At 60.6% G+C, this 16,438-nt stretch carries 16 protein-coding genes; 3 read left to right on the top strand and 13 right to left on the bottom strand.

Going from position 1 to position 16,438, the window contains the following annotated elements:
- Positions 1–89: 89 nt before the first annotated feature.
- Positions 90–2,684: a TonB-dependent receptor gene (locus tag AMC99_RS04075; RefSeq protein WP_061923118.1), complete on the bottom strand. Its 2,595-nt coding sequence runs from the start codon at positions 2,682–2,684 to the stop codon at positions 90–92.
- Positions 2,685–2,945: 261 nt separating this feature from the next.
- On the opposite strand from AMC99_RS04075, the gene typA reads away from it, so the two are divergent.
- Positions 2,946–4,766, top strand: a complete 1,821-nt coding sequence (gene typA / locus AMC99_RS04070; RefSeq protein ID WP_061923114.1) for a translational GTPase TypA — start codon at positions 2,946–2,948, stop codon at positions 4,764–4,766.
- 57 nt (positions 4,767–4,823) lie between these two features.
- On the opposite strand, the gene AMC99_RS04065 is transcribed toward typA, so the two are convergent.
- Genes AMC99_RS04065 through AMC99_RS04055 form a run of 3 tightly spaced genes read right to left on the bottom strand, consistent with a single transcriptional unit; the run spans position 4,824 to position 7,605 of the window.
- The gene (locus AMC99_RS04065; RefSeq protein ID WP_061923111.1) at positions 4,824–5,459 is read right to left on the bottom strand and encodes a TadE/TadG family type IV pilus assembly protein; all 636 of its coding nucleotides are present in this window, start codon (positions 5,457–5,459) and stop codon (positions 4,824–4,826) included.
- Positions 5,456–6,085, bottom strand: a complete 630-nt coding sequence (locus tag AMC99_RS04060; protein ID WP_061923108.1) for a TadE/TadG family type IV pilus assembly protein — start codon at positions 6,083–6,085, stop codon at positions 5,456–5,458. Before AMC99_RS04060 ends, AMC99_RS04065 begins: the two co-directional genes overlap by 4 nt.
- Positions 6,082–7,605 carry a TadE/TadG family type IV pilus assembly protein gene (locus AMC99_RS04055; RefSeq protein WP_061923105.1) on the bottom strand — a complete coding sequence of 508 codons (1,524 nt, stop codon included), beginning with the start codon at positions 7,603–7,605 and terminating at the stop codon, positions 6,082–6,084. Before AMC99_RS04055 ends, AMC99_RS04060 begins: the two co-directional genes overlap by 4 nt.
- Positions 7,606–7,897: 292 nt before the next feature.
- Between AMC99_RS04055 and AMC99_RS04050 the strand changes: the two genes are divergently transcribed.
- Complete coding sequence (locus tag AMC99_RS04050) at positions 7,898–8,275, top strand: VOC family protein (RefSeq protein WP_061923102.1); 378 nt, start codon at positions 7,898–7,900, stop codon at positions 8,273–8,275.
- On the opposite strand, the gene AMC99_RS04045 is transcribed toward AMC99_RS04050, so the two are convergent.
- Both AMC99_RS04045 and AMC99_RS04040 read right to left on the bottom strand, forming a co-directional pair.
- On the bottom strand, positions 8,272–8,949 hold the full coding sequence (locus tag AMC99_RS04045; protein ID WP_061923098.1) for an SdpI family protein: 678 nt from the start codon (positions 8,947–8,949) through the stop codon (positions 8,272–8,274). The two genes, AMC99_RS04050 and AMC99_RS04045, sit on opposite strands and share 4 nt — an antisense overlap.
- Positions 8,946–9,251 (bottom strand): metalloregulator ArsR/SmtB family transcription factor, encoded by a 306-nt coding sequence (locus AMC99_RS04040; protein WP_061923095.1) that lies wholly within the window; start codon positions 9,249–9,251, stop codon positions 8,946–8,948. Before AMC99_RS04040 ends, AMC99_RS04045 begins: the two co-directional genes overlap by 4 nt.
- A 146-nt stretch (positions 9,252–9,397) precedes the next feature.
- Here AMC99_RS04040 and AMC99_RS04035 point away from each other — a divergent pair, with 146 nt between their 5' ends.
- Positions 9,398–10,078 carry an extensin family protein gene (locus tag AMC99_RS04035; RefSeq protein ID WP_061923092.1) on the top strand — a complete coding sequence of 227 codons (681 nt, stop codon included), beginning with the start codon at positions 9,398–9,400 and terminating at the stop codon, positions 10,076–10,078.
- Positions 10,079–10,115: 37 nt separating this feature from the next.
- Here AMC99_RS04035 and AMC99_RS04030 read toward each other — a convergent pair whose 3' ends face one another.
- The 7 genes from AMC99_RS04030 to AMC99_RS04000 all read right to left on the bottom strand — a co-directional run bounded on the left by AMC99_RS04030 (position 10,116) and on the right by AMC99_RS04000 (position 16,378).
- Entirely contained in the window at positions 10,116–10,733 is a 618-nt protein-coding gene (locus AMC99_RS04030; RefSeq protein ID WP_061927704.1) for a response regulator transcription factor, read from the bottom strand.
- Positions 10,734–10,911: 178 nt separating this feature from the next.
- Complete coding sequence (locus tag AMC99_RS04025; protein ID WP_061923089.1) at positions 10,912–11,655, bottom strand: proteasome-type protease; 744 nt, start codon at positions 11,653–11,655, stop codon at positions 10,912–10,914.
- Position 11,656: 1 nt separating this feature from the next.
- The gene (locus AMC99_RS04020; RefSeq protein ID WP_061923086.1) at positions 11,657–12,472 is read right to left on the bottom strand and encodes a transglutaminase family protein; all 816 of its coding nucleotides are present in this window, start codon (positions 12,470–12,472) and stop codon (positions 11,657–11,659) included.
- The gene (locus tag AMC99_RS04015) at positions 12,472–13,416 is read right to left on the bottom strand and encodes an alpha-E domain-containing protein (RefSeq protein ID WP_061923083.1); all 945 of its coding nucleotides are present in this window, start codon (positions 13,414–13,416) and stop codon (positions 12,472–12,474) included. Before AMC99_RS04015 ends, AMC99_RS04020 begins: the two co-directional genes overlap by 1 nt.
- A 16-nt stretch (positions 13,417–13,432) precedes the next feature.
- On the bottom strand, positions 13,433–14,860 hold the full coding sequence (locus AMC99_RS04010; protein ID WP_061923080.1) for a circularly permuted type 2 ATP-grasp protein: 1,428 nt from the start codon (positions 14,858–14,860) through the stop codon (positions 13,433–13,435).
- A 67-nt stretch (positions 14,861–14,927) separates the two neighbouring features.
- Positions 14,928–15,701, bottom strand: a complete 774-nt coding sequence (locus AMC99_RS04005; protein ID WP_061923077.1) for an alpha/beta fold hydrolase — start codon at positions 15,699–15,701, stop codon at positions 14,928–14,930.
- A gap of 131 nt (positions 15,702–15,832) precedes the next feature.
- Positions 15,833–16,378 carry a DUF3617 domain-containing protein gene (locus AMC99_RS04000; protein ID WP_061923074.1) on the bottom strand — a complete coding sequence of 182 codons (546 nt, stop codon included), beginning with the start codon at positions 16,376–16,378 and terminating at the stop codon, positions 15,833–15,835.
- Positions 16,379–16,438 lie beyond the last annotated feature (60 nt).

Raw genomic sequence — 16,438 nt, 5'->3', positions numbered from 1 at the left:
CCGCAAGCGACCATAATGTTGGCCGAACAGCAACAAAAAAGGGGCCGGTCGAAACCGGCCCCTTCTTTATTTCAACGCTTGAGTTCTGATCAGAACTTGTAGCGGGCCACCGCACCATAGGTACGCGGTGCGCTCGGGTAACCCGAAACCGTACCGGCCTGTGCAACGCCGTCGAACACAGTCACGATGTACTGGTCGTCGAGCAGGTTACGCGCCCAGACGCCCAGTTCGAAACCGCTGTCCATGGCGAAGGTCATGGATGCGTTCACCAGGTTCACTTCACGCTTGAAGCTGTTCGGGCCGAAGGTCGGCAGGCCGTTGTTGATCTTGGTGTTGCTCTCGTGGCTGTAGTCGAGACGCGTGATCAGGCGGTTGCCGCTGGCACCGAATTCATGCGTGTAGGTACCCGACGTCGCGATGTTCCATTCCGGAATGCCGCCCGGACGAACGCCGGTCAGATCGCCGACAGGGCTTTCTTCGAAGCTGTCGTAGATCGGGTCGAGGTAGGTGGTCGCGAAAGTGAACACCAGTTCCGGAGTAGGCGAAATGGTCGAAGCGAATTCGAAGCCCTTCACCGACTGCTGGCCGGCGTTGCTGAGCTGGAAGCCCGTGCCGGTGAACAGGAAGCTCTGGAAGCCCTTGATGGTCTGGTCGAACACAGCAAGGTTGAAGCTGAAGCCCGGCCACTGGCCCTTCAGGCCGATTTCATAGACTTCTGCTTCTTCCGGACCGGCGAAACGCGAACCGGTGGTCAGGTTCGTGGTTGCAAGGCCGGCGTTGATGATCGGCGAATCCGGAGCAAGGAAGGTCGAACGATAACCACCGACTGCGGGGATGAAATCCCCGTAGAGCGGACGGCTGTCACGCGACAGGTTGACCGAGCTCGCCTTGAAGCCGGTTGCGTAGCTGATGTACGCGCTGAGTTCCGGCAGGATGTTGTAGGCGGCGCGCAGCGTGTAGCTGAAGTCGTCGTCACGCGTCTTGCCATCTTCGACCGCATTCGGAATGGTCAGGAACGGCGGCTGGAACTGGAACGGCGTCAGGCCCAGGAACGGGTTGACGTTCGGGTTCGTGGCCAGTGCTGCAAGCTGCGCCTGCTGCAGTGCCGGGAGTGCCAGGAACTGGTCACGGGTCGTGACGGTACCGCCGGTCAGGTAATTGGTGATGAAGGCATCGACCACGTTCACGTTGGCGAGTTCGTCATAAGCGACGCCAGCCAGCGCGAAGTCCTTCTTGTCGTCGGTGTAGTTGAAACCGGCGGTCAGGACGAGGTCTTCGATCGGTTCGAAATCGACCGTACCGAAGATCGACCAGGACTTGTTGTCCATGCGATATTCTTCGCTGGTCAGCAGGCCTTCCGAGAAGATGCTGTTCTGCGGGAGGAAGAGACCGGCTTCGACAGCGTTGAAGCTGAAGGTCGGATCCTGCGTCGCAGCGCGGGCGAGCAGCGTGAAGAAGTTACGCGAATCCGCACCCGTCAGAAGGGCGCTGTCCTGCTTCACGGTTTCGTCGAAGTAGAAACCGCCGAGGAGGAAGTTGATCGGACCGTCGAAGTCCGAAGCAATGCGCAGTTCCTGCGTGAAGGTGTTCACGCGCTGGTCGCGGATTTCGTCCACGATGTCGGCGCTGGTGAAGTCGACGTCCTGGTTCACGTAGTTCTTCAGCTTGCGATAAGCCGTGATCGACGTGACCGAAATCGGACCGGTTGCCCAGTCGATCTGGGCCGAACCGCCGTAGTTGTCGACTTCGTTGACCGGAGCCTTGTTCAGGTAAGTGTCGTAGCTGAAGAAGTCGGTGCTGAGAGCGCCGCCGACGCCGAACACGGCCGGAGCCGTCGGACCAGCAACCAGCGTGCTGACGTTACAGCAGATTTCGTCGATCTTCGAATAATCGCCGCTCAGACGGACGCTGAGGTCGTTGTTCGGTTCGAACAGCAGCTGGCCACGAGCGGTCCAGCGATTGCGGTTCGACAGTTCCTGGTCGAGGTTGACGATGTTCGCATAACCGTCACGCTCGTTGTAGCTCCCGTCGATCGAGAAGGCGACCGTGTCGCTGAGCGGGCCGGTGACGTCACCCTTGATGCGGATGTCGTTGTAGTTGCCATAGCCGACTTCGAGCGAACCGCCGAAATCGAACTGCGGCTTGCGGGTCACGACCGAGATCACACCAGCCGAAGCGTTCTTGCCGAACAGGGTCGACTGCGGGCCGTTGAGGACTTCGATGCGCTGCACGTTTGCAAGGTCGTTGAGCGACGATGCCGAACGCGAACGGAACACGCCGTCGATGAAGACGCCAACCGACGGCTCGATGCCGAAGTTGTTGTCGCCGTTACCGAAGCCGCGGATGATGAAGGTCGACGACGACGAGTTCTGCAGCTGGCTGACGCGCAGCGACGGGTTGACCGTCTGCAGGTCGAGAACGTCGCGGATCTGGGCCTGTTCGAGCGTTTCGCCCGAGGTAACCGAAACCGAAATCGGCGTTTCCTGCAATGTCTGTTCGCGCTTGGTAGCGGTCACGATGATGACATTGCCAATGTCCTGCTCTTCGGTTTCCATTGCAGCGGCGTCTGCGTCTGCAAGGTCCTGTGCCTGGGCGGCGGCCGGAAGCGCAATGGCGACGGCTGCTGCGCCCGCCAGCAGCGCAAAGCGGGAAGTACCGGTAAAACCGGTCGAAATCGAACGCATGGGATCTCCTCTCAATAAAACTCCGCCAAGCGCACATCCCCATATGCATAAAGTGCCTGGCGGCCTGCGAGGGGGATTAGGGGAGCAATGGTTACTCTACAAGAAACAAAACCAAGAGATTCTTGCGACTTTCCACCCTGTTGCATCGCCGACACACCCCTGAATCCGCAGCAGCGCTTGCCGTAGGGACCTCCCCCTGCTAACCGCGCGCCGATTGTGCGGCGCAACAAGTCGTCGCCCCAGCTCTCTACAAGGTCCCTTATGTCCCGCTCACTCCGCAACGTGGCGATCATCGCCCACGTCGACCACGGCAAAACCACTCTCGTCGACCAGCTTTTCCGCCAGTCCGGCACCTTCCGCGAGAACCAGCGCGTCGAAGAGCGCGCGATGGACTCGAACGACCTGGAAAAGGAACGCGGGATCACGATTCTTGCGAAGTGCACCAGCGTCGAATGGAACGGCACGCGCATCAACATCGTCGACACCCCGGGACACGCCGACTTCGGCGCCGAAGTGGAACGTATCCTGAGCATGGTCGACGGCGTTATCCTGCTGGTCGATTCCGCCGAGGGCCCGATGCCGCAGACCAAGTTCGTCACCGGCAAGGCGCTCGCGCTGGGCCTGCGCCCCATCGTCGTCGTCAACAAGATCGACCGCAACGACGCCCGCCCGCAAGAGGTGCTCGACGAAGTGTTCGACCTGTTCGCATCGCTCGATGCCAATGACGACCAGCTCGATTTCCCCAGCCTGTGGGCTTCGGGCCGCGACGGTTACGCTAGCGACGACGAAACCGCACGCGACGGCAATCTCGAACCGCTGTTCCAGCTGATCGTCGACCACGTGCCGGCACCGGGCCTCGACACGGAAGCGCCCTTCAGCTTCCTCGCCACCCTGCTCGACCGCGACAACTTCATGGGCCGCGTGCTCACCGGCCGCGTCCAGTCGGGCAAGGTCAAGCTGAACGACCCGATCCATGCGCTCGACGCGGAAGGCAATGTGATCGAAGTCGGCCGTGCGACCAAGCTGCTCTCGTTCGACGGGCTCGACCGCGTGCCGGTCGAAAGCGCCGAGGCTGGCGACATCATCGCACTTGCAGGCCTCGAAAAGGCGACTGTTGCCAACACGATCGCCGATCCGTCCGTAAAGACGCCGATCGAAGCGCAGCCGATCGACCCGCCGACGCTGGCCATGCGCTTCGCCGTCAACGACAGCCCGCTCGCCGGGCGCGAAGGTAGCAAGGTGACCAGTCGCATGATCCGCGACCGCCTGTTCCGCGAAGCGGAAACCAACGTCGCCATCCGCATCACCGAAAGCGACGACAAGGACAGCTTCGAAGTCGCTGGCCGCGGCGAATTGCAGCTGGGCGTGCTCATCGAAACTATGCGCCGCGAAGGCTTCGAACTCGGCATCAGCCGTCCCCGCGTGCTGTTCCGCGAAGAAAACGGCCAGCGCATGGAACCGTTCGAAACCGTCGTCATCGACGTCGATGACGAGCATTCGGGCACGGTCGTCGAGAAGATGCAGCGCCGCAAGGCAGAACTGACCGAAATGCGCCCCTCGGGTTCGGGCAAGACCCGCATCACCTTCTCTGCCCCGTCGCGCGGCCTCATCGGCTACCACGGCGAATTCCTGTCCGACACGCGCGGCACGGGCATCATGAACCGCCTGTTCGAGAAGTACGACACCTATCGCGGCCCGATCGAAGGCCGCCAGAACGGCGTACTTATCTCGATGGTCCCGGGTGAAGCCGTTCCTTACGCGCTCAACGCGCTGGAAGATCGCGGCGAGCTGTTCATTCGTGGCGGTGCCAAAATCTACGAAGGCATGATCATCGGCGAAAACGCCAAGCCGGACGATCTCGAAGTGAACCCGATGAAGTCGAAACAGCTGACGAACTTCCGTTCGACCGGCAAGGACGACGCCATCCGCCTGACCCCGCCGCGCGTGATGACGCTGGAACAGGCGATCGCCTATATCGATGACGACGAAATGGTCGAAGTGACGCCGGAAAGCATCCGCCTGCGCAAGTCGATCCTCGATCCGCACGAACGCAAGAAGGCGCGCCGCAAGGCTGCCGAATAATCGGCCACGCCATCGACAAACGAAAAGGCCGGGGTGTCCGCCCCGGCCTTTTTGTTGTCAGCAGGTCAACTCGTCGAGGTCCTGTGTGTTCGTGATGTTGTTGTTCATGCGCCCGCGAACGTTGAACGCGCTTTCGTAGCGGATCTGCGGCGGTTCGAACCAACCGTATCCAACCATCGGCTGGTAGTCGTAGGTCGCCTCGACGAACATGACGGCGGTGCCTTCCATCGCCATGATCTGGCGACCGGCCTCGCCCAGACCGTCTTCGAGGGAATCGTCGGTCGCCCCATCGCCCTCCACGCCATAGGCAGGATCGATATCGAGGTCGCCCCAGCAACGCTGCCAGGTGATCACCTGGCCTGCATTGCCACCCCTGCGGCCATTGTGCTCGAGCGACGACAGCACGAGACGTCCGTGCTCCTTGAACTCGATGCCCTGCCCGATGACATTGGCGCCTGCAAAAACCTCGTACACGTGTGCTTCGTCGATGCCCGAGGTCGTACGGCCTGCGTTATCGGCAACCGTCATCGCAAGATTGCTTACGCGCATATAGGCAAGCGCCAGGTTGGACACTTCCAGTCCGACCAGGATCAGCACCAGAAACACCGGCGCGCCGATGGCAAATTCGACAAACGCAACGCCGCGATTGTCCTGGACGAATGCCCGCCAGCGGGATGCGAGATGCCGGATCATGACGGTGTTCCGCACAGCACTGCGGGTGTGCTCTGGCCGCCATAGGGCTGGTTACGGATGGCTGTTTCCAGCTCCATCTCGATCTTTTCCGGCACGTTGACGAAATTGTGCAGCGGCAGCAGCCGCGGCATTTCGATATTCGCCTGATAGAAGACGACGTCGCTTGCGCCGCCGGTGCCGGCAACGCCCGAATCCGTGTCGAATTCCTCGTTGCCATTCAGGTCTTCCCAGCAGTCGCCGTCTTCTTCGTCGAACATGCCGTTCCCGTTGACGTCGGTCATCAGCGTTTCGGGACTTCCGATATCGGAGAAGTCGAAATAGCTGCGCGTGGTCACGGTGATCGTTGCATCATAGGCGATCGAACCGGCGATCTCGCGCACCAGGTTCTCGACCTGCTCGTCCACGGTATCACCGCCGTATGCCATGTCGGGGTCTTCCACCGCGGCGAGACGCGCAGCATCGTTGAGCGCACCCTGCATCAGGCTGCGGGTATATTGCTGATACCCGAATTCGATCCCGCCAAGGATCATGGCGAACAGCGGCAGCGCAAGCAGGCCGAACTCGACGATCGTCGCGCCCTGCTCGTCACCGCGCAGGCGACGCAGGTGTTTGCCCAGCCCGATCACTTCGTCAGCCTCAGGTTGCCGATGCCCTGCCCGATCTCGGTGAACTTGTCCTCGAGGTCGGAGCCATCGCTTTCGTAGTAATGCGAAGCGCTGGTGGCGCAGTTGACGTAAGTGTCGTTACGCAGCGTATCGAGCGCGACGACCCAGATCGTCATGCCCATCGATTTTGCCAGCGTGCACATGTTGGAAAATCGCTGGTTATGTTTGGCCACCAGGTCGGTGTAGTTCATCCAGCGTTCCCGGGCGACGCCGTCACCCTCCACCCGGTGGGTATAAGCCTCGATGCCATAGGCGGTGTAGTGACCGCCGGTGTTGTACATCTGGCCATCGGTAAAGAAGATCAGGTGCACGTTGACGGGCCAGTCGTCGAGCGTCTTGGGATTGTTACCGTCCCACATGCCATCTCGCGATGCGAGGCGAAGGCCCCAGAGCATGCCGATATCGGCAACAGTACCGCCTTCGACGCGGGTGCTGACCTCGTTGACGGCAGTGTTGAACGCGTCTTCGTCGGCATAGGTCGCGAACTGTTTCGATTCCGAAACACATGCCTCGAACCACCAGCCTTCCTGGCGTTCGGGCTCGTAGCGACCGAACTGCGTGTCTTCGTCGCTGCCGTTCTTCGGCTCTTCGTTGACGTCATTGAGCGTGACCGTGGTTCCGATCACGAATTCGCCATCGTCATAGTCATTGCCCCAGGCCGGACGCTCCTCGATGCAGCCTTCGCCGCTGGTGCGGAAACCCTGGATGATGGCATTATTGGCGGACGCTCCGTTGTGGCCGTTGTTCCACCATGAATCGCGCGGGGAAACTTCCTTCATCCCGCTGAAACGCCAGACGCCACGGTTGAAGTTTCCATCGACCATGTACTGCTTGCGCACGATGTCGTTGTTCTTCATCTGGCGCGCGACGTTGACCGTTTGCGAGAACGGGACGAAGCCATAACGCGTAACGGAACTGCTGGCACCGCCGTCGGACAATGCACGATACAGGCCGCCGGTCGCATCGCGGAGCAGTTGAACCTTGGACGTGCCGCCGCCCCATGACGGCTCGTTGAGCATCGAGCTGGTCATGTCGAGCACGAGCATCACGTCGTTGTGACCCATGTCACGCTTCGCATCGCAGCTGACCGAAATCGGCATCTGGTCGTAACCGAACACGAACATCACCGTTGTCGGCACGGTGCCGCTGGCAGTGCCGAGCAGCTTGGCCGGGTCGTCGGGATCCTGCGTCACATCGAAATCGGCATCGTCGACGCCATTGGTGCCGTTCGGGAAGTTGAAGTTGAAGAACTTGTTCGCTTCCGACTGCGCGTCGCTGCCGAAATCGGTACCGATCATGGCAAGACGTCCTGCAAGAACAGCTGCGTCGCAGGCGTTCTGCATCTTGCTACGCGCCATGTAGGTAATGCTCGCGTCGACGCCGCTCCCGATCATCATCAGGATCGGGACCAGGGCGGCCGCAAACATCATCAGCGCGTTACCGGCAGTGTCGCTGGCCAAATTGCGCAAAAATCGATTCATCGTGACTTCTCCGTGCACGATGGGCGATCTACGCAGGTTTCCCTAATGAGCTGTAAAGGACGCAAAGCCGCCGTAGCCGCCAGCTTGGGCCCGATGCGTGGTTCCGGCCATGCCGCAGGCGCGCGTTAATCATTGAAGGCCGTTGAAATCACCCACTTAAGCGGCGCTACCCTCGGCACGGGACTGCCCGGAAACTGGTTAATACGGCTACAAGAAATGCGAAAATAATTTCCGAAAATGCGTGAAAACCGGATCCGAGCGGTCTAGCACCCCTGCCAGAGGGGGAATTTTCATGGCCAAGGTGACCGGACTGGGCGGCGTGTTTTACACCGTCGACGATCCTGAAAAGACACGGGAATGGTACCGCGAGGTGCTGGGTATCGATGGCCCTTACGGTCCGCAGCTCGCATGGGCGGAAGAGACCAAACCCAACCCCTATTCGCTGATCAGCCATTTCGCCGATAACGAGTATCTCAAGCCCGGCAAACGCGGCTTCATGATCAACCTGCGCGTCGACGATCTCGACGAATTCGTTGGCGAGCTGAAAGCCAAGGGCGTGAAAGTGCTCGACAGCGTCGACGAAGGTTATGGCAAGTTTGCCTGGCTGCTCGACCCCAACGGAGTGAAGATCGAGCTGTGGGAACAGGTGGCGAGCGAGCTTCCGTCCTAATCTGCGGAACCGTTGGAAGAGGCGCGCTTCTTCCGTTCCCAGTGCAGCCAGCTGTACACGTAAGGCACAATGACCATGATCGCGAATACGGCGATCAGCACGGTTGCGGTCACCTCGGCGTCAAGCGGCAGGAAGCCCGCAACCACGACGCCAAGGCCAGCCAGCATCATCAGCTTTCCGGCAAGCCGGTGCGTTGCGATCCAGTTATCCGTATCGATGATTGCCCACGGGGTGCGCACACCGACGAAGAAGCCCGGGCGGCTTTTCGGAAGCGCATTCCCGATCGCCATCAGCAGTACGCCGGTGCCCACCAGTACGGTCTTGACCGGAATGTTCACCCCATAGGCGGGAAGCCCGATGGTCAGCGCGAGCAGGGTCATCAGGAACAGCAGTCCGATCCAGCTGGCACGCAAGACAGGAGCCGATCCTTCGAGTTTGTCCTGCAGTGGCTCGATGCGCGGGATCACGGCGAAGATGCCGGTGATGAACAGGATCAGCGCTGGCGGCATCAGAAGCGCCTGCAAGGCCGGACTAGTCCGGTCCACCTCGCCCGCAGCGTTCCAGTGCGTCGGCAGCATGGCGCCTTCCGGCAATCGCCCGGCTGTTACGAAGGCAAAGATTGCAAGAGCGATCGCCAATGCGAGCGACAGGAGGGCCAGCCCCTTGATCTTCATTTCAATTCTCCGGTTGCACCGTCTTCGCCCTCGTCACCTGCCGGTGCATCGGAAAAGCGGTTCATGAAGCCCATCACGGCTTCTTCCAACGTCGACATGTTGAGCGTGTAGGTGATCGTTCCGCCCTGGCTGTCGCCCTTGATCAGGCCCGCGGCCTTCAGCTTCGCAAAGTGGCCGGACATGGTCGGCTTCGAGACGGGGAAATGATCCGCCAGGTCACCGGCAGACATTCCTCCACGCTTCAGAAGCTCGAGAACTTCCCTGCGAATGGGATGGGACAAGGCATCGAAAACACCGCTCATAGGTATTTAGCTAAATTCCTAAATGATTCGTGTCAAGCACATCCGGGCACGGCGTAAATCCCCACTCGCCGCCGGCCCCGTGCAAACTGACGAACCAGTGTTTCGCCTTAGGGATTTGTTAACCATGATTGGCGAGTATCCGAATCATGACCCGTCTGTTTTTCCTCGCGATCTCGACACTGGCACTCGCCGGCTGCGGAATGGTGCCGACGGGATCAGACAGTTCGAGCCAGGCATCGACTGCCCGCGTGCCGCAATCGGCACCGCGCCCTGTCGCAGTCAGCCAAGAAGCACAGATGTGCCTTGCCGGTCTGAACCAGTCCGGCAGCAGCTTTTCCCCGCTGCCAGACAAATATTACGGTGCAGGATGCAGCGCGATCAATTCGGTCCAGCTTTCCGCCGTTCGTGGTGACAGGTCGGAATTCGGCCTGAGCAATCTCGGCCCCGTAACTTGCCCGACTGCGCAGACCCTGTCCGAATGGGCGAGGTACGGCGTCGACCGTGCCGCCCGCCAGATCCTTGGCAGCCCTCTTGCCCGTATCGAGACCATGGGCAGCTATTCATGCCGCAATGTCGCGGGCACGACCCGCCGGTCTGCCCATGCGCAGGCGGCTGCGGTCGATATCGCTGCTTTCGTCCTGGCCGATGGCAGGCGGATAAGCGTGAAATCGGATTGGGACGACGGCGACAGCAAGACCCGCCAGTTCCTGCGCATTGTCCACGGCAGCGCGTGCAAGCGGTTCGGGACCGTGCTCGGCCCCGAATACAACGCCGCCCACCGCGATCACTTCCACCTCGAAGCCGGCAACGGCAGCTTCTGCCGCTGAGCATGTCAGCGGGGGAGATTGTTCCCCCTGCCCTGGTCTAGACTGCCTTTGCCTCGATCTGGGCTTCCAGTTTCAGCCTCACCGCTTCTGCCGCATGGCGAGCGCCCAGCTTCGACATCATGTTTGCCCGGTGGATCTCCACCGTTCGCGGACTGATCTCGAGCTCGCGCGCGATCGCCTTGTTGCTGCTGCCTTCTGCCAGCCAGTCCAGTACCTCGCGTTCGCGGCGCGAAAGGTTGGAGATACGGTTGCGCGCCTCGATCATGCGCCTGCGCGCTTCGCCGAACATGGCCGCTTCGGCCTCGATCCGCGACAGGCACCGTTCGAACCGGTCCGGATCGAGCGGCAGTGAAAGATAATCGAGGGCGCCAGCCTTGATCGCTTCGACGATGCGGCCGGGCCGTGGCTGCGTATCGAATGCGATCAGAGGCAGCCAGATGCCGAGGCGGCCGAGCCGCTCCAGTATCGTCGCGACGCCCCCGTCCTCCACCGCGTCGCGGGCAACGACTATGCCTTCTCGCGGTGGATGGACCGATAGTTCCCCGATGTCTCCATAAACCTCGGCGTGGTGACCAAGGTCGTATCCTGCACGGGCGAGTTCGGCACGCGTGCGGCTCGAACTGTCGATGAAATGGAGGATGGCTTTCTTTGTCATGCAAGAATGCTGCGCCAACAAACGCACATCATCACGCGACATCGCAGCCGATATGGAGCAATGTTTCGCTAACAATTCCGCGAGTTAGGCGTAATTCTGCGCCGGATCGAACATCCGAAACGAACCATTTTTAAGTATTGCTGCCTGAGGATTTACCCCTAACCCAGCCGGGCGCCCGCTATTCGGAGTAGAAACTGTAGTCAGGCAGCGAATGGAACGCGTTCTTCAGCGCGTCCCCCCAGCTAGACGAGATCGCGTTGAAATAGGGGTCGTCGAGCGACACGCGATGTTCATGTTTGGGTGCAAACCCGTCGCGTTCGATCACCATGACGTCGAGCGGAAGGCCGACGGACAGGTTCGCTTTTAGCGTTGAATCGAACGACACCATCAGCAGTTTCACCGCGTCTTCGAAACTCATGTCGCGGTCGTATCCGCGCAGGATGATCGGGCGGCCGTATTTGGTTTCGCCAATCTGGAAGAACGGCGTGTCCCAGCTTGCCTCGATGAAATTGCCTTCGGGATAGACCATGAACAGGCGCGGCTCCATTCCCGCGATCTGACCGGCAACGATCATGGAGGCGGTGAAGCGCCCCTTGCCCTTCTCGCCATTGGCGCTCTGCCGACCCTCGATCGTCGTGCGAAGGAGCTTGCCGATCTCGGTCGCCACCTGAAACATGGTCGGCGCCTTGAGCAAGGAATTGTCACGCTCGTCCGGAGCCTTTGTGCGTTCTTCGAGCTGGCTGACAACCGCCTGCGTCGTGGCGAGATTGCCGGCGGTCATGACTGCAATCATGCGATCACCCGGCACGTTCCAGTGGTACATTTTCCGGAACACGGAAATGTTGTCGACGCCCGAATTGGTCCTCGTGTCGCTCATCAGGACCAGGCCCCGATCAAGCATCAATCCTACGCAATATGTCATTTTATTGTTGATCAACCTGTTGTTGTTCGACCGCGATGTCGACCGTCAGCATTTCCTCGGTCGCGCCGAAGCTGATGCCGGTGACCGGCGCAGCATCGCGGTAATCCCGCCCTGTTGCCACACGCACATAGCGCGGATCGGGGCTAATTCCATTCGATATGTCGAAGCCGACCCAGCCGAGCCCTTCGATATGCGCTTCCGCCCAGGCGTGCGTCGCTTCCTGTTCGATGCGGTCGTCCATCATCAGGTATCCGCTGACGTATCGCGCCGGAATATCGGCGGCACGCGCTGCGCCGATGAAGATATGGGCGTGGTCCTGGCAGACGCCATAACCGTTCTCGACCGCCTTTTCCGCCGTCGTATCGACACCGGTCCGTCCGGTTTCGTAAGTCACGCGCTCGCGGATCAGCGCAGACAGAGCGTGGAGATATTCCAGCTTGTCCCCTTCGGAATCGAGTTCGCGCATCATGGCCCGCATGTGAGGCCCGGGCTTCGTCAGCTTGGTCTGCGCAAGGAAGCTCCAGAGCGGCAAATGCCCTGAATGCTTGCCGATCACGCCGGCATTGTCTTCCGTATCGACAGTGCCGCGGCAGGTGATGACCACCTCGGTCGCGCCGCTATCGACTGCGACAAGCGTCACCGTGTTGCAGTTCTGGTCCTCGTAATGGAGTTCCTCATGCGCGTTCTGGTATTCCATTTCCCAGTTCAGGATCGTCTGGCCCTGCGTTTCCTTGGGCGTCAGGCGAAGCCGCTGAAGCGCGTGCATCACCGGCTCCTTGAAGGAATATCTGGTCGTATGGCGGACAGAGAGGCGCATCAGGCGAGGAACCTGTAATCATCGGCGATGGCATTGCCGATCGCAGCGTTGCGGCGGGTAAAGTCGGACAGGAATTCGTGCAGGCCCTGTTCGAAGATATCGTCGACCGTCACTTCGTTGATGTGGGTGTCGGCCTCGCGCATCAGGGCATTGGATTCCACTTCCGCCCCGTGGATCCGGGCCAGCGCGGCCAGCTGTTCGCGCAAGGCGCTGTGACAGAAGTTGAGGCTGCGCGGAAAGCGGTCGTCGAGGACGAGAAACTGGACGATCCCCCTTGCGTCGATCCGCCCGGCATTGAGCCAGCTGAAGACGCGGTCGCCTGCCACGGACCTGAGGACCTGGTCCCACTGCCCGCTGTCGAGCCGGGTGCCGACATATTTGAGCGATGGCAACAGCAGGAAGTACTTCATGTCGAGGATGCGCGCGGTGCTGTCGCCGCGTTCGAGGAAGGTGCCAGCCCGGGCGAAGTGATACCCTTCATCTCGAAGCATGGTGCTTTCCATCGCGCCATGAACCTGCGTGCCCGCAGCCCTGATCGTCTTTACGACTTCGCCGACATTGCTTTGCGAGACAGGGCGCGACAGCATCTTGTCGAGCCGCATCCAGTTTTCGTTGACCGCTTCCCACACACCGCTGCTGATCGCGGTGCGGACCATGCGCGCATTGGTGCGGACCGATTTGAACATCTCCCGCACGTTTGCGGGATTGTCCTTGTCGCGCAGGATGAAGTTCCACACCTGGATACCGGTATAGGTGCCGTTGTGTGCCTCGTAGGTCGCTTTCTGCCCTGCCGTCGCGATGACTGATCGCCATTCCTCTTCCGAGGTCATCAGGTCGCGCGTCAGCGCCATGCGCAGCGCGGCCTCCAGCATGCGGGCAGTGTTTTCCGCCCGCTCCAGATAGCGGAACATCCAGAACATGCCGTTTGCAGTCCGGCCTAGCATGGGCGTTCTCCGGCCATCATTCCTTCAGCACCCATGTGTCTTTCGTCCCGCCACCCTGGCTCGAATTGACGACCAGCGACCCCTTCTTGAGCGCGACCCGCGTCAGCCCGCCGGGCGTAATGTCCACCCCGTTCGGCGACATCAGCACGAATGGGCGAAGATCGACATGGCGCGGGGCCAGACCCTTCTTCGTGAAGATCGGACAGGTCGAAAGCGATAGCGTCGGCTGCGCGATGTAGTTCTGCGGCTTGGCTTCCAGCTTCTTGCGGAACTGGGCAATCTCCCGGCGTGACGCCGTCGGCCCGATCAGCATGCCGTAGCCGCCCGAACCGTGCACTTCCTTCACGACAAGCTCGGACAAATTGTCGAGCACGTATTTCAGGCTTTCGGGATCGGCGCACCGCCACGTTTCCACATTCGGTAAAAGCGGCTTCTCGCCGGTGTAGAACTCCACGATCTCGGGCATGAAGCTATAGATCGCTTTATCATCGGCGATGCCGGTGCCGGGGGCATTGGCGATGGTGATCCCGCCTGCCCGATACACGTCCATGATGCCCGGGATGCCGAGCACGCTGCCGGGATTGAAGGTCAGGGGATCGAGATATTCGTCATCGACACGGCGATACAGCACGTCGATCGGCTGGTACCCTTCCGTGCAGCGCATCTGCACCCGCCCGTCTACCACGCGAAGGTCGCTGGCCTCCACCAGCTCCGCGCCCATCTGGTCGGCCAGGAAGGCGTGTTCATAGAATGCGGAATTGTAGATGCCCGGCGTCAATACGGCGACCGTCGGATCGCTCTTCGCGCATTCCGGAGCGCATGCGGCAAGGCTTCGCGCAAGACGGCGAGGATAATCCGAAACGGTTTCGACAGGGACCCGGCTGAACAGCTCGGGAAACATCGACATCATCGTCTCGCGGTTTTCCAGCATGTAGCTGACACCGGAAGGCGTGCGGGCGTTGTCTTCCAGCACGAAGAAATCGTTCGGTCCGGTGCGGACGAGGTCGATGCCGACGATGTGCGTGTAAATGCCGCCCGGCGGATTGAGCCCCACCATGTGCGGCAGCCATGCCTCGTTGTCGCGCAGCAGGCGCGCAGGCAGGCGACCGGCGCGAATGATCTCCTGCCGGTGATAGAGGTCGTAGAGGAAGGAATTGATCGCGCTGACGCGCTGTTCGATCCCGCGGGTCAGGCGCCGCCACTCGCCAGCCGTGATGATACGCGGCACCATGTCGAACGGTATCAGCCGCTCCTCAGCCTCGTTCTCGCCATAGACGTTGAAGGTGATGCCGGTGCGACGGAAAGTCTCGTCAGCCTCTGCATCCTTGCGTTTCAGGTACCCTTTTTCCTGACCGTCGTACCATTCGCAATAGCCCGAATAGGCTTCACGCACGTCGCCATGTTCGTCGCGCATCTCGTCGAATTTGGCAGAGTCCCGATCCATTGATCCCCGAAAGCAAAATGCTGCACTGCAGCGCGAGAATACGCGCTTGGCCCATTAATGAAAGGGATTACTTGCGTTCGAGTTCCCGCAGCACCGCTCCAATGGCCTCCGGATCATAGGAAAAGCCGATATGCGTGCACCTCAAAGCCACGGCACGATCGCGTTCGTGACCGTGGCCGCACGCGCTTCGCGGCGCGATCACGCCATCGCGCGGGCTCCACAATGCGATGGTTTCAACAGGCGGCTTTTCCGCAAGATCGGTTTCTATCGGCGGACGATCGACGCTGTGCCCGGCAATGAACTGGTAGATACGCCAGACGTTATTCGCCCTCGGGTCACCGGAAAACGGCGAGCCCATGGTAATGACCTTCGACACAAGCGCGGGGTGGCGCTTGGCCAACTCACGCGCGAACAATCCGCCGAGGCTCCAGCCGAGCAATACCACCGGCTTGCCGCTGCGCCGCCGCAGATCGAGCAGTCGCCGCTCCAGCCGGTCCATCGTATCTTCCGAAGCACCCCAGTTGAAGCCAAGCCCCCAGCGCTTGGCCTTGTGACCAGCGCGCTCGAGCTGGCTCGCGAGATACCTCATGCGCACCGGATGCGTGGCAAATCCGGGTAGCACCATAACCGTCTGCGGATTGTCGGATTGCGGGATATCGATGGTCCGGAACGGGCGTCTTACCGGCTCCATGACAGCTTCCAGCTCGCCAGCGAACCTGCGCAGGCTGGGGCGCGGCACTTCGTATTCGACAACCTCCCGCGCAAGGGCAAAACGGCGTGCAAGTTCGCTGTCTGCCAGTGCAGCAGGCCGTTGAAAGATGCTGTTTGCGCGCGTCGCCATTACCCAACCAGACTGTAATCGAACTGCAATAAAGCTTCAGAGCTGTGAACGCCCACTGAAGCAAATGCATTCGGGTGCTGTCGGTTTCCGGTCGTATTGTCGCGGGTCGGGCTACATCCCGATTGTAACGCTCAACCGCAATCGCCGATGCGTTCGTGTGTCGTTTTCATCCGGATTGTGGAATCGCCCATGCCCGTCATATTGCCCTGCATCGTCATTTCCATGACCGAACGGGTCGGGGAGCCTTCGCCCTGGAGCTCCATTGTCATGGTGCCCTGCCCTTCCCCGGTGCAAGTCATCTTCGCGTCGATCGAACTACCATCGACGTCGAATTTGCTGAAGGTGCAATTGCTGTCCTTCTGGGACTGTCGCACGGTTTCCTCGAACCCTTTTTCGACGTCTTCCGGCTTCAGGCAGTATTCGTGGCTTTGCGATCCCATCATGTCGCGCATCATCGCCGCGGCCTGCGGCGGTGCGCCGGGAATGTCGATTTCAAGCACTTCCATGCTCACACGGTATTGCCCCGGCTCCGGCTTGATCGCGGCGCCTTCTGCCCGCTTTACAGCTTCTTCGACGCTGATTGCCTCGCCTTCGTCTGGGCTCACATCCGAAGCCTCTTCTCCGCAGGCGGCAAGTGCAAGGGCGGTCAAGGGCATGAGGAACAGCGGTGCGCGCATGAGAAATACTCCCGTTTGATTGCGCTAGCGTATCAGTGACTTGGCGAAGTGCCAACGCGA

The organism is Altererythrobacter epoxidivorans, assembly GCF_001281485.1.
Taxonomy (GTDB): domain Bacteria; phylum Pseudomonadota; class Alphaproteobacteria; order Sphingomonadales; family Sphingomonadaceae; genus Erythrobacter; species Erythrobacter epoxidivorans.
This window is presented reverse-complemented; position numbering and strand designations above follow the sequence as displayed.

Coding starts and splice junctions, on each gene's coding strand:
- AMC99_RS04040 (WP_061923095.1), bottom strand. CDS start 9,251: ATGAGCGGTGTTTTCGATGCCTTGTCCCATCCCATTCGCAGGGAAGTT.
- AMC99_RS04050 (WP_061923102.1), top strand. CDS start 7,898: ATGGCCAAGGTGACCGGACTGGGCGGCGTGTTTTACACCGTCGACGAT.
- AMC99_RS04045 (WP_061923098.1), bottom strand. CDS start 8,949: ATGAAGATCAAGGGGCTGGCCCTCCTGTCGCTCGCATTGGCGATCGCT.
- AMC99_RS04075 (WP_061923118.1), bottom strand. CDS start 2,684: ATGCGTTCGATTTCGACCGGTTTTACCGGTACTTCCCGCTTTGCGCTG.
- AMC99_RS04035 (WP_061923092.1), top strand. CDS start 9,398: ATGACCCGTCTGTTTTTCCTCGCGATCTCGACACTGGCACTCGCCGGC.
- AMC99_RS04005 (WP_061923077.1), bottom strand. CDS start 15,701: ATGGCGACGCGCGCAAACAGCATCTTTCAACGGCCTGCTGCACTGGCA.
- AMC99_RS04020 (WP_061923086.1), bottom strand. CDS start 12,472: ATGCGCCTCTCTGTCCGCCATACGACCAGATATTCCTTCAAGGAGCCG.
- AMC99_RS04015 (WP_061923083.1), bottom strand. CDS start 13,416: ATGCTAGGCCGGACTGCAAACGGCATGTTCTGGATGTTCCGCTATCTG.
- AMC99_RS04000 (WP_061923074.1), bottom strand. CDS start 16,378: ATGCGCGCACCGCTGTTCCTCATGCCCTTGACCGCCCTTGCACTTGCC.
- typA (WP_061923114.1), top strand. CDS start 2,946: ATGTCCCGCTCACTCCGCAACGTGGCGATCATCGCCCACGTCGACCAC.
- AMC99_RS04055 (WP_061923105.1), bottom strand. CDS start 7,605: ATGAATCGATTTTTGCGCAATTTGGCCAGCGACACTGCCGGTAACGCG.
- AMC99_RS04030 (WP_061927704.1), bottom strand. CDS start 10,733: ATGACAAAGAAAGCCATCCTCCATTTCATCGACAGTTCGAGCCGCACG.
- AMC99_RS04010 (WP_061923080.1), bottom strand. CDS start 14,860: ATGGATCGGGACTCTGCCAAATTCGACGAGATGCGCGACGAACATGGC.
- AMC99_RS04065 (WP_061923111.1), bottom strand. CDS start 5,459: ATGATCCGGCATCTCGCATCCCGCTGGCGGGCATTCGTCCAGGACAAT.
- AMC99_RS04025 (WP_061923089.1), bottom strand. CDS start 11,655: ATGACATATTGCGTAGGATTGATGCTTGATCGGGGCCTGGTCCTGATG.